Annotated in this window: 6 protein-coding genes; 3 read left to right on the forward strand and 3 right to left on the reverse strand. The window is 33.6% G+C overall.

All coding sequences use genetic code 11. The features are described from left to right. Positions 1 to 36: 36 nt before the first annotated feature. The 3 genes from BIW12_RS13280 to BIW12_RS13290 are packed head-to-tail and all read left to right on the forward strand — an operon-like array spanning position 37 to position 7,248. On the forward strand, positions 37 to 2,505 hold the full coding sequence (locus tag BIW12_RS13280) for a glycoside hydrolase family 95 protein (protein WP_071185555.1): 2,469 nt from the start codon (positions 37 to 39) through the stop codon (positions 2,503 to 2,505). Positions 2,506 to 2,519: 14 nt separating this feature from the next. Continuing rightward, positions 2,520 to 5,570, forward strand: coding sequence for a glycoside hydrolase family 2 protein (locus BIW12_RS13285; protein WP_071185556.1), 3,051 nt, complete (start codon positions 2,520 to 2,522; stop codon positions 5,568 to 5,570). A 49-nt stretch (positions 5,571 to 5,619) separates the two neighbouring features. After that, entirely contained in the window at positions 5,620 to 7,248 is a 1,629-nt protein-coding gene (locus BIW12_RS13290) for a glycoside hydrolase family 43 protein (protein WP_071185557.1), read from the forward strand. 125 nt (positions 7,249 to 7,373) lie between these two features. Here BIW12_RS13290 and BIW12_RS13295 read toward each other — a convergent pair whose 3' ends face one another. The 3 genes from BIW12_RS13295 to BIW12_RS13305 form a co-directional block, all read right to left on the reverse strand. Further along, the gene (locus BIW12_RS13295; RefSeq protein WP_083382132.1) at positions 7,374 to 8,345 is read right to left on the reverse strand and encodes a M23 family metallopeptidase; all 972 of its coding nucleotides are present in this window, start codon (positions 8,343 to 8,345) and stop codon (positions 7,374 to 7,376) included. A 220-nt stretch (positions 8,346 to 8,565) separates the two neighbouring features. Then, positions 8,566 to 8,967, reverse strand: coding sequence for a hypothetical protein (locus BIW12_RS13300; RefSeq protein ID WP_071185558.1), 402 nt, complete (start codon positions 8,965 to 8,967; stop codon positions 8,566 to 8,568). A gap of 25 nt (positions 8,968 to 8,992) precedes the next feature. Then, positions 8,993 to 13,381: a hybrid sensor histidine kinase/response regulator transcription factor gene (locus BIW12_RS13305; RefSeq protein ID WP_071185559.1), complete on the reverse strand. Its 4,389-nt coding sequence runs from the start codon at positions 13,379 to 13,381 to the stop codon at positions 8,993 to 8,995. Positions 13,382 to 13,429: the final 48 nt, after the last annotated feature.

A 13,429-nucleotide genomic window follows, 5' to 3' on the forward strand; every position in this document is an offset into this window, starting at 1 on the left:
AAAATTATATTTTTTCATCAAATTAAAAAATAGAGAATGAATCGAATTAAGATTATTGCGGGCTGTTTATTGCTATATATAAGTGTTTTTCAGGGAAATGCCCAACAGAAATTAAAATTGCAATATGATACGCCGTCAACCAACTGGAATGAAGCTTTACCAATTGGTAATGGTCGTTTGGGGGCAATGGTTTTTGGAAATCCTCAAAAAGAAGAATTGCAATTAAACGAAGAAACTGTTTGGGCTGGTGAACCAGGCAATAACGTTCCTAAAAATGTCTATTCCAATATTGAAGAAATAAGGAAATTACTTTTTGCAGGGAGAAATAAAGAAGCTCAGGATTTAGCCAATAAAACTTTCCCGAGACAGGCTCCAAAAGATTTGAATTACGGAATGCCTTATCAGACAGTTGGGAGTTTATGGATTGAATTTCCGGGTCATGAAAATTATACGGATTACAAAAGAGATTTGGATATAGAAAAAGCGGTTTCGTCTGTGAGTTATAAAGCAAACGGAATAACGTACAGGCGAGAATTTTTTGCGTCTTTTTCAGATGATGTTATTATTGTGAAATTAACTGCTGATAAGAAAAAAAGCATTAGTTTTTCATTGTCAGCTACAAGTCCACAAATAGTTAGCAATTTTAAAACTCAGGATGGTAAATTGTTTTTTGAAGGAACAACGGGTGATACAGATAATAAAACTGGTAAAGTAAAATTTGTTGGAGAAGCAGCCTGTACTTTAAAAGGCGGAAGTTTAATAACTACCGCTGACAAGCTAACGGTTAAGGATGCTGATGAGGTTGTTATTCGAATTTCGATAGCGACTAATTTTAAAAACTATAAAGATCTTTCAGTTAACCCATTAGAAAAAGCAACTACTATTTTAGCGAAAGCTTATAAAAAAAGCTATGCAGAATCCTACCAAAATCACGTGGCAGCGTACCAAAAGTATTTTAACAGAGTATCATTGTTTTTAGGAGATTCCCCTCAATCGAATAAAACTACTGATGTAAGAATTAAAGAATTTGCTACATCCTATGATCCGCAATTGGTGGGGCTTTATTTTCAGTTTGGAAGGTATTTGCTTATTTCGAGTTCGCAGCCAGGCAATCAGCCGGCGAATCTTCAGGGAATTTGGAATCATAAGTTGAATCCTGCATGGGACAGTAAATACACGGTAAATATCAATACCGAAATGAATTATTGGCCTGCCGAAATAACGAATCTGAGCGAAATGCATCAACCGTTATTTAGTATGCTAAAAGATTTAGCCGAAACAGGAAAAGAGAGTGCTTCTGAAATGTATCACGCCCGAGGTTGGAATATGCACCACAATACCGATTTATGGCGCATGACAGGAGTGGTTGATGGCGGATTTTATGGGCTTTGGCCAATGGGTGGTGCATGGCTTACCCAACATTTGTGGCAACATTATCTCTACACTGGTGATAAAGCATTTTTAAAAGAATATTATCCGGTTTTAAAAGGTGCGGCTCAATTTTATCTGGACGTGCTTCAGGAAGAACCGGAAAACAAATGGTTAGTGGTTGCTCCGTCCATGTCTCCCGAAAATACTTATGAGAGTAGTGTGGGTGTTTCTGCAGGAACAACGATGGACAATCAATTGGTTTTTGATCTTTTCAATAATATCATTGATGCTTCTAAAATTTTAAAAACCGATAGTCGTTTTGCTGATTCGGTTGCGGTTGCATTAAAAAGATTGCCGCCAATGCAGATAGGACAATATTCACAATTACAGGAATGGCTTCATGATTTAGACAAACCAAATGATCATCACAGACATATTTCTCATTTGTACGGCTTGTTTCCATCTGGACAAATTTCACCATTTAGAACACCGCAATTAATTGAAGCGGCTAAAAATACTTTGATTTCCAGAGGTGATGTTTCAACGGGATGGTCTATGGGCTGGAAAGTAAATTGGTGGGCTAGATTATTGGATGGAAACAGGGCTTTCAAATTGATAAAGGACCAGTTAAGTCCGGCACCATTAGAAAGTAAAGGAGAATCAGGAGGAACCTATCCGAATCTTTTAGATGCGCATCCGCCGTTTCAAATTGATGGGAATTTTGGATGTACAGCCGGAATAACCGAAATGTTATTGCAAAGTTATGACGGCGCAATTTATCTGCTTCCTGCTTTGCCGGATGATTTTAAAAGTGGAAAAGTGAGCGGTTTGAAAGCCAGAGGAGGTTTTGAAGTGGGTATGGAATGGGAGAATGGAAAATTGAAACAATTAATTATAAAATCGGTTTTAGGAGGAAATTGCAGATTGCGATTAGCGTCTGATGTTATGTTAGTAGGTGAAGTAAAATTAGAGCAACCCAAAGGAGAAAATACCAATATTTTCTATAACGTAAATGCTATCAAAGATCCTTTAATTTCAGAAAAAGCAGTTCTGAAAGGCTATCAATCTCCTAAAACTAAGTTGTATGATTTTAATACAGTGGCTGGAAAATCCTATGTTTTTGAAGCAAAATAATTGAACTGAAATTTATGAAACAGAATCCCTATTATATAAAAATTGCAGCAGTAATTTTGCTTACTAATTTGATAAACATAGCTTCATTTGCCCAACAAAGAATAGAGCAAAATCTTTCCAATAATGATTGGAAAATATGGTTGGATCCGGCGGCACAATGGCAAAATGATGTGTTGTTTACTCCTCCTGTTGACGTTAAGAAATTAGCTGTCAATTTGCCTACAGGCGGTTGGCAGGCATTAGAAAAAGGAGAAAGTAAAACGGTTCATCTTCCTGCTACGGTCGAAGAATTTCATTGGGGATTTAATAAAAATCCTTTTGGAGTTTCAGGCAATTATTTAGGAGTTTCCTGGTTTTCGACCCAAGTGAATGTTCCGCAGTCGATGAAAGGGAAACGAATTGTTTTGCACTTTGAAAGTGTTCGTTTCAGAGCTGAGGTATTTGTCAACCAAAAGTTGGCAGGCTATGATTTAATCAACGGAACTCCTTTTGATGTCGATATTACCAATTATGTTACTATCGGTAAAATGAATTCGATAGCAGTTAGAATTACCGATCCTAACGGAAATTTTGACTGGAGAGACAGTTCTAATTATATGTGGGGGGATTATCGCACTAACCCAACTCACGGTTTTGGTGGTATTACCGGAAAAGTGAGTCTTGTGGCAACGGATAATGTTTTTGTAAATGATATTTTTATCAAAAACAAGCCAACTTTAAATGAAGTTGATGCCGAGATTTCGTTGACTAATATTACAGCTACAATTTTTAAAGGCAATGTTTTATTGGAAGTAAGCGAAAGAAAAACGGGTGCATCCGTTTGGTCAAAAAGCTATCCAATTGAAGCCGTTCGGGATAAAAATGTTTCTCAATCTTTTTCTATAAAAGTGGATAACGTAAAACTTTGGGATGTTGACAACCCTAATTTATATTTGCTGAAAGCTTCGCTTAAAAAAGACAACGAAATAAAAGATGTGGTGGAGAAAAAGTTTGGTTTCCGTTGGTTTGAAGTTAAAGACATTGATGGAGACAAACAGTTTTATCTCAACAACAAACGAATTGTATTAAGAACAGCGATATCATGGGGATTTTGGCCGGTAAACGGAATTGCTCCAAGTGATGAACTGGCCAAAAAACAAATCGCTGATGCCAAAGCTATTGGTCTGAACATGCTGAATTTTCATCGTACAATTGGACAAACTAATGTTTTAGATTATGCCGATGAATTGGGTTTATTGTATTATCAGGAACCGGGAGGCAATCAATTTCCGGCGAATCAATTCAATCCTAAAAACGATTTGGAAAAGAAACAAGCCGATTTTTATTTTGCTGCTCGCGATGAAAAGTTTTTTAGAATGATAAAACGGGATCGAAGCCATCCTTCATTGGTTATTTACAATATGCACAATGAAAGAGGAGCAGAGCCTCAGAAAAAAGACAGTTTGCAAATGTTAGCCGGTCACAAGCACGATCCAACAAGAATTATGACTTACAATTCGAGTAATGGTGCAATAAAAATGGGACCGGATCCCCGTTTTAAATTACATCTTTTACCTTATAACAATCAATTTTATAATTACGGTTGGTTTGATCAGCATCATGCAGGAGGGCCCGGTGTGTATCACGACAATTTATACAATAATCCTAAAAGTTATGCCAAGATTTTTCCGGATCATAAAGATGAAATTATTTATTATGGAGAAGAAGGAGCTATTGGTACACCGCCAAGATTACAGTTGATTAGAGATGAAATTCTAAAAAGAGGAAAAGACATTGGTTGGGAAAGTGATGATTATTTAAAATGGTATGATGCTTACGATAATTTCCTGAGGAAGAATGATTTCCAGAAGTCGTTTCCTAACGTAGATAGTTTGACCAGAAAAATGGGGAATGTGTCTTTTTATTATCAGGGAAGAACGATTGAAAATGTGCGTATCAACAATATCATTGACGGTTACGCCGTGAATGGTTGGGAAAGTATGAAATTGGAAAATCATTCTGGTGTAGTGGATAACTACCGAAATCTGAAAGGTGATGCCGATTTAATTGCCCGTTACAATAAGCCTTTGTATGTGGCCGTAAAGTTGAATCATAAAGTGTTGTCAGTAAAAGATACCACAATTGTTGATTTTTTCATTGTGAACGAAAAGGATATAAAAGGAAATTTTGATTTAAGGGTTAAAGCAACAAATAATAAAGAAACGGTCTGGACAAAAACAATTCCTGTTACGGTAACTGGCGGAATTGTGTATGGAGAATTGCTGTCTGCTAAAAACTTTTTTGTTCCCCAAACAGAAGGTTATACAAGGATTTATGCCGAATTAGTTTCGAAAGACAATACTGTTATTGCAACAGGAAGCGACGAATTATTTGCTGTAAAGCTGAATAAAGAAAAAATGGCTTCTGCTATTATGGTTGCCGATACGACTGGAGTTATTGGTAAATATTTTGATTACGAAAAGATTAGTTTCAAAAATTATAAAAGCGGAACTCCTTCAGGAAATTGTCTGGTTATTGGTAGTTTTAAACCGCAGCAAACAGGAAATCCTTTGGTTACAGACCTTTTAGAATGGGTTAATAACGGAAATACAATTGTAGTTGTTAATGATACAGATACCTGGGCAACTTATTTCGCTAAAAAAGAAGCTGCCGATTATAGAGGTTTTAAAGTATTAGGAACTTCCTGGTATGGAGGAAATTATTTTGTGAAAGACAGCAAATGGTTTGAAGGTTTGCCACAATCTTGTGTGTTCAATTGGGAATACCAATGTTTTGCAACTTACAACAAAAACCGATTAGGACTTCGAATGTTTAACGGAGAAACGATTGTAGGATGTGTTTCTGATCATAAACAAGAGGTTTATTCTGCCTTAAGTGTAATCCCGCACGGAAGAGGGAAAATAATTCTTTGTGCATTAGATATCTTTAGTTGTATAAAAGAAAATGAAGTGCTTAAAAAAGCTGAAGGCGATGGTGAAAATGCTTCTATGAAAACGTTTAATGTTTCGGCTAAGAATAAAGCCAACATTGTAGGGCAACAACTTTTATTGAATTTGTTAAAGTAGTCCCGCAGTTTATTTAGTTATTAGAAATGAATAAATTAATTATATAAAAGTGAAAAAAATAAAAATTACATTGTCATTAATGGTCGCTATTATTGGTATTTCCAATGCACAAAATGACAAAAAAAATGTTTCAGAGGTTTGGGTTTCCGATTTAGGGAATGGCAGTTATAAAAATCCGGTTCTTTATGCGGATTATTCAGATCCTGATGTTTGCAGAGTAGGTAAGGATTATTATATGACAGCTTCGTCTTTTAATTGTATCCCCGGCTTGCCAATTTTACATTCCAATGATTTGGTCAATTGGTCATTGGTCAATTATGCTTTACCTAAGCAGCCTCCTTTTGAGGTATATGATAAAATTCAACATGGAAATGGAGTTTGGGCACCTTGCATACGTTATCATAAAGGAGAATTCTATATTTTTTATCCGGATCCCGATTTTGGAATTTATATGATTAAAACCAAAGACCCTCGTGGAAAATGGAGTGAGCCTGTTTTAATGAAAGCAGTCAAAGGGGTAATAGATCCAGCACCGTTTTGGGATGAAGATGGCAAAGCTTATTTAGGTTATGCACTTGCAGGAAGTCGCGCAGGAACAAAAAGTGTATTGATGTTGTGTTCTATGAATGAAGAGGGTACGCAAGCTAATGATGACGATATTATACTGTTTGATGGTCATGAAAAACATCAAACGGTTGAAGGTCCTAAATTTTATAAAAGAAATGGATATTATTATGTGTTTGCACCTGCTGGTGGTGTGGCTACTGGTTGGCAGTTAATTTTACGTTCCAAAAATATATTTGGACCTTATGAGGAAAAGGTAGTTTTAGAACAAGGTAAAACAAAAATTAATGGACCACATCAGGGAGCCTGGGTAGATACGGTAACTGGTGAAGATTGGTTTCTTCATTTTCAGGATCAGGGAGCTTATGGGCGTGTGGTTCATCTAAATCCTATGAACTGGAAAGACAACTGGCCGGTTATGGGCGTAGATAATGACCATAATGGAATTGGCGAACCTGTTGCTACTTATAAAAAACCAAATGTTGAGGCGAAATATCCAATTGCAACTCCTCCGGAATCAGACGAATTTAGTGGAGCTGTTCAGGGATTGCAGTGGCAGTGGCATGCCAACAAACAATTAGTTTGGGGATATCCATCAGCCGGAATGGGATATTACAGACTGAATTGTATTCCTAAACCGGATAATTATGTGAGTTTATGGCAGGTACCGAATATTTTGGCGCAAAAGTTTCCGGCAAATGAATTTGTAGCTACTACCAAATTTGATTTCAAACCTAATTTTGATAATGAAGAATTTGGTTTCTTAATCATGGGCAGAAGTTATAGTTATCTGGCAGTAAAACTAATTAAAGGAAAACTGAAATTAATACAGGCAATAGGTGATAAATCCGATAAAGGAAAAGCAGAAACCATTACTGAAATAGCCGATTTAAATAGCAGTTCACTGTACTTTAGGGTAAAAGTTGAGAATGGAGCCAGATGCCAGTTTTATTACAGCTACGATAATAAAAAATTCATCAAAGCAGGTGCTAAATTTGAAGCCTCGGAAGGAACCTGGATTGGAGCAAAAATGGGATTTGTGGCTTTAAGAGAAGGCAAAATTAACAATGCCGGTTATATAAATGTGGATTGGTTTAGAGTGACTAAGAATTAATTATAATCTTTGAGGATTCCAGTTGCGCAAAGTGTTCTCACTTTGCGCAATTGTTTTAAAGAAGCTCCCCACTGTTAATTTGAGAATCAGGTAATCTAAAAAGGACGAGCAAGATATTCTTATTTTTATCTGAATTGGTTAGGATCTTTGGCGTATTTTTTCTTTTCAGAACGTGTCATTTCTTGAAGTAAAATTGATTCATCAAAAGATGCCATGTATTCTTTTTTAGATTCAACAGTTGTTAGTCCATTTGTTGTTAGGAATCTGGGAGTTAGGTATTTATAGTAACTCGTGTAATCTTTAAACGTTCGTTTTCCACTATTACCAATGTTTTCATAATTAGACAAATAATAAATACTGAAATCAAATCTATAATTATTTGCTGTCTTGTCAAATAAGTGAACTAGACCTAATTGTGTTTGAGGATAAACAGTTTGTCCCAATTTTACTTTAATAGTGTTTATTTGAAAACCTTTGTATGCTGCAAATGTTCCATCTTCATGTTCAATTATTATATAGTTTCTTTTATTTGTATAATTTTTTTTGATAGAAGGATCATCATTATATTCGTTAATTATTTTAACGACAATTCCTTTTCGCATACTAAAAATGGTATCTGCACTTTCAAAATTAATTACATAAGATTTCCAATTTTGTGGTTTTTCTGCGCCAAAATATTTTTCACCGATATTACCAGCTTCATAAATTTTTACTTTTTTCCCTGTTTTAAAGGGAAGAACGTATTGAAACAAACTATCTACTTTTGGATCTGGTACTCCCATGATAGTATTGAATTTGTATGAATAACCTATTGGTTGCATGACATCAATTGGTTTGATATTTAATAATTTTCCAGAACGCCCTGTAATTACTCCTCTATATACTTCAGTATAACAGTTTTTTACATCTGATAATTCTAAAAAAAGATAATAACTTCCAGGTATTTTTTTCTCATAATTCAAATTAACGCTTTTATCTTTATTTAGGGTTCTATTTATCGTAATATTTTGATTTTGAGAAAAAGAATAATTATTTATAGCTAACAATATCAGGCAAATAATACCTTTTTTTAGATTAATCTTTGTTAAGTTTATCATGTATTTTTTATTTTAAATAAGTGCTTATATACCTACAAATATACTTTATTATTGGCTATCCAGTAATCTCATTTCAAAATTTATAAATAAAAAAACTATCTTTTCTTTTTTGAAAAAATTAAGAAAATAGAGCAAAGTGAATAGACTTAAAAATATATTCTCCAGCTGCGCAAGGTGTCTTACTTTGCGCTATTTTTTTATATTTGATAAACAGTTTAACTTACTGCTGAATGTGCTTAATAAGAATAAAATCCTCATTTTTACCTGTTGTCATTTTCATGTAAATTGTATCGTTTGAATATTTTTTAATTTTAAATATAGTTCTATATGAGGTAGTTAAGGTGCTGTCGTTTTTATTAAAATTCCATTTTTGTTTAACTCCACCTTCAATAGGTGTAACCTGCCTAAAACCTTTTTTATTCTCATCTACTGATGATAAACTTTCTATAGTATAATCCGAAAGAAAGACAGATTGTCTATTATAATATTTGTAATTAGCTGTAGAATCCATCATCTTTTCTACCCAAAAGGTATCATCTTTATTAATAAGATATTTTTCAAATGGATTTTGTTCTGTACAGGATGACAGAATAATTGCTAAAATCAAAATTGCTTTTTTCATAGAATGCGGTGGTGAATATTAAGATCTATTTATTTCCGTTACGGTATTCACTTGGAGTCAAACCGTATTTATTTTTAAAGGACTTACTAAAATATTTTATATCCGAAAATCCGGTCATATATGCAATTTCTTTAATGAGTAACTGACTGTTAATGAGTAATTGTGCGGCTCTTTTAATACGAATGTCTCTTATGAATTCTACAGGAGTAAAACCAGTGAGACTTTTTATTTTGTTATTAAAAGAGGTACGATTAAGCCCAATAATCGTTCCTAAATCTTCAACAGAAAAATCATTGTTGTCAATGTTTTCTTCGATAACCATCATTACTTTTTGCATTATTTGTTCATCTTGATTCGTTATCAAATAAGGCTTGGGATTGTATTCTTTAGCATTTGGTTTATCATAAGATTCAAAAATGCTTTGCAATCTTTTACGTTGTTCGAGTAAATTGATAATTCGGGCTTTTAAGTAGGAAACACTAAAAGGTTTAGTAATATAATCGTCAGCGCCATAGGAAAGCCCTTCCAGTTGACTTTCTATAGTAGTTTTGGCTGTTAAAAGAATAACAGGAACATGACTGGTTTCTATATTAGTTCTGATTTTTTTCAATAAATCAACACCATTCATTTTTGGCATCATGATATCACTAATTATAAAATCGGGAGAGCTGTTCAGTGTTTTTTCATATCCTGTTTCACCATCTTCGGCTTCCAGAATTTCATAATCATCTTCCAGAATATTTTTAAGGAAAGTGCGCAGTTTTATATCATCTTCAACAATTAGGACTTTTATTTTTTCGGAGCTGTTCTCCTGATTTTTATAAAGTGCAATTGGTTGGGTTTTGATTAATTTTTGTTCATCCGATTCTTTGTTTTCTTCTTCGCTTATAATTTCTACTTCATCAGTAAAATGGCTGTTTCCGGTTTTGAAATAAATGGAAAAAGCACTTCCAATATTCGTTTTACTTTCAAAATTAACTTCTCCATGATGTCTTTCAACCAGTTCTTTTACCATAGATAACCCAATACCGGTACTTGGGTTACTACTCTTATTAAATGAAGCAAAACGATTAAAAATACTGTTTTGATGTTCTTCAGAGATTCCAATACCTTCATCGATTACGGTGAGTATTATTTGCTTGTCGTTTTTATTAATACCTACGGTAATTGCTTTTTCATCAGGAGTATATTTAAAAGCATTGGATAAAAGATTCATAATAATTTTTTCCAGGGCATTTCTGTCTGCCCATACTTTGATGTCCTCAGCTTTAATTTCTAAATTATAATTGATCTTTTTTTCCTGGGCAATTTCGATAAAATTATTAAAAATGTCACTGGTAAATTCCGTTAGATTGATCTCTGAAATTTTTAATTTCTGATCCTGAATTTTTCTAAAATCCAAAATCTGATTCACAAGACGCTGTAATCTCGTGGTACTTTGGGATACGTATAAAAGTTGTTTTTTTATAATTTCGGGTGTTCGGGTATCGTTCATTAAATATTCAATTGGTCCGGCAATTAAGGTCAAAGGAGTACGTAATTCATGCGAAATGTCTATGAAAAACTTTTGTTTCATATCAAACATATCTTTTTCAATTTTTGCATTCGTTTTTAATCTATAAATGGTAATAACAGTACGATTAATAAGCATGATACATCCAATAATCAGTAAGGCGTAAACGATATAGGCAATAGTGGTGTTCCAGAAAGCAGCTTTAACATTAATAGTAATACTTCTTTCGTTGTTTACCCAATAACCTTGGCTGTTAGTCGATTTAACTTTGAAGGTGTAACTTCCTTTAGGTACATTGGTATAAAAAGCGGTTCTTTGATTGTTTACATAGTTCCAATTTTCATCAAACCCCTCCAGTTTATAGGCATATTTAATATTTTCAGGATTGATATAATCCAATGCGGCAAACTCGATATTAAAGAAGTTTTGATTGTGTTTTAACTCTATTTTATTATTGTTATCTATCGAAGTCAATAACGGAGAGGATTGGTTGATACGAACTTCTTCGTTGAATAATTGAAAATTTGTCAAAGCTAAATAGGGTTTGAAATTATTCGGCTTTATTTGGTCAGGAAAAAAGTGCAACAATCCTTCGGAGTATCCAAATAATAATTCTCCTGTATCCAATTTAATTTTAGTAGCTTCAGTAAAATTTCGATAAGACATTACGGGCTTTACATCCGAAAAAATTTCAAAGCGTTCGTCAATTGGATTAAAGCGAACTAAAAGATAGTCGGTAGTAATCCAAATGTTTTCGTCGTTGTCTTCAACTATCGAAAGAATATTGTTTGAGGGTAATCCTTCTTTTAAGGTGTAGTTTTTAAATTGCAAAGGAAAGCCAGCCTGATTTTTTGAAACCACTTTGCTAATACCTCCATCGGCAGTGGCAATGTAGATTTTTCCTTTTTTTGAGATAGAAAAATCAATGATATCATTACTGTTTAAAGAAGGGTTTTCATTTTTTGTAATCTCATAAACCTTTACATTTTGAGGTAAATTAAGGTCTTTTTTAGGATCTAAAACCAGTAATCCTGTGGTAGTTCCAATGTACAGAAAACCTTTTGAGTCTTGTGTAATACAACGGATACTACTGTGTTTTTTTATCAAATTTGATTTCCATTTATTATTAGTATTGATAAATTGCACAGTTTGATTTTGAGTGACAATACGGTTGAGTCCTTTTAAGGTTCCTACCCAAAGATTTCCTGTTTTATCTTTAAATATGGAATAAACATTATCATCAATCAAACTATAGGGATTAGAGCTGTCATTCTTGTAATGGGTAACGGCAAAAGAATAAGCCCCATTAGAAGGAGAGAATTTGTAAATTCCATTTCCTCTTGTTCCAATCCATATATTGGATTGAGCATCCTGAATAATACTATAAACAGGTTTTTCCCATATAGCGTTGGTTTGTAATTGACCATTGGGCGATAAATGACCTATTTTTTTGAACTTTTTGTCATAAATAGTGATTTGATTTTGTTTAGTAGCTACCCAAATATTTTTCTGATTATCTTGAAATAGTGCTCTGACATCATTTCGGGAGGTTGGGATAGCCTGATTGTGGGTATGTAATGATTTGAAATTAGTTTGGCTAAAAACTACTTTTACAATTCCGGTTGTTTGCGAATTGTACCATAAGTTTCCTTGTTTGTCAAAAAAAGCAGTATGTAAACTATTACTGAAATTACTATTTGGAAAATAGGAGGAAGAAGAGGTAAAAGAAATTAATTTATTGTTGGACGGATCGTATTTAGAGAAATTACCTCCGCGGGGTTGTACCCAAACATCGCCTTTAGAATCGGTTAAAACTAATGCTGCTGTTGGGCTAAATGATGTGGAATATATGTCGGTTTTGGCAGGGAAATAAGTTAGTTTCTGGTTTTTAAAATTAAACAAATAAATACCCAAATTGTCATTGTTTGTCAGCCATAACAACTGCCCTTTAGTAAGACAAACAGGACTGAGATTTTTTACTTTTAAATTAGGAAGATTGTTTGAATTGTAATTGACAATTTGTCCGGTATAAATATTGATTGTACAAAATCCTTTTTGGTCAGTTATTGCTAAGATTCTTTGTTTGTCCAGTTTTTCAATCTTGATAATGTTTGCCTCCAGTGCTAGTTTTAGAGTTCTATAAGTTTTGGTTCCCTTGGCATATTTTATAATCATTCCATTTGTGCCTCCAAACCATATTTCATCATCTAATTCAACCGCTGTATTAAAAGCATTAGAACTATTATTTTTAGGAATGAGATAGAAAGGAGCTTGGTTTATTTTACCAAATGGAACACAGGCGATTCCTTTATCGGTTAACAACCAAGAATTTTTTTGACTGTCTTCAAAAACATCATTTACAGTATTGGTATTTAATGTATGTTTTTGTATGTGGTATATTTTATAAGAATAGCTTTTGTTAGTAATGGCGATACTTCCATTTTTTTTAGAAAGTAACCAAACCAATCCTGATTTATGGATTTTAATTTGACTTATTTCAAAGTTGTTGTTTGGAAGGTTTTTTAGAAGTTCTGTACCCCAAAAAGCCTCTGTTTTTGGATCAAAACAATAGGCTTTCATCTCATTTGCATAAGCTTTCATCCAAATTCGACCATAATAGTCTTCAGCAATCCAGTTAATTCGGTTGTTTTTCATTACAACCTGATCTTTAGGTTCTGTTTTGTAGTTTTGAAAGCGATAGCCGTTGTATTTACTCAAGCCATTTGTAGTAGCTAGCCAGATAAAACCTTTTTTATCTTGTATGATGTGATTAACAATATTATGCGGAAGCCCATCTTCGACTAAGAAATTTTTAAATGAAAAATTTTCTTGACCAAAGCAGTATTGCATTAGCGATAACAGAAAAAATAGTATGCTATAAATTTTTGTATGGATTTTCATTTTGGATTTCTACTTGTTGGGTTAAACAAAAATAACATAATATAAATG

The sequence above is a fragment of the Flavobacterium commune genome, assembly GCF_001857965.1.
Classification (GTDB): domain Bacteria; phylum Bacteroidota; class Bacteroidia; order Flavobacteriales; family Flavobacteriaceae; genus Flavobacterium; species Flavobacterium commune.

What these genes read in the sequence shown, in the direction of transcription:
- BIW12_RS13280 (WP_071185555.1), top strand. Translation starts at nt 37, where the DNA reads ATGAATCGAATTAAGATTATTGCGGGCTGTTTATTGCTATATATAAGT.
- BIW12_RS13285 (WP_071185556.1), top strand. Translation starts at nt 2,520, where the DNA reads ATGAAACAGAATCCCTATTATATAAAAATTGCAGCAGTAATTTTGCTT.
- BIW12_RS13295 (WP_083382132.1), bottom strand. Translation starts at nt 8,345, where the DNA reads ATGATAAACTTAACAAAGATTAATCTAAAAAAAGGTATTATTTGCCTG.
- BIW12_RS13300 (WP_071185558.1), bottom strand. Translation starts at nt 8,967, where the DNA reads ATGAAAAAAGCAATTTTGATTTTAGCAATTATTCTGTCATCCTGTACA.
- BIW12_RS13305 (WP_071185559.1), bottom strand. Translation starts at nt 13,381, where the DNA reads ATGAAAATCCATACAAAAATTTATAGCATACTATTTTTTCTGTTATCG.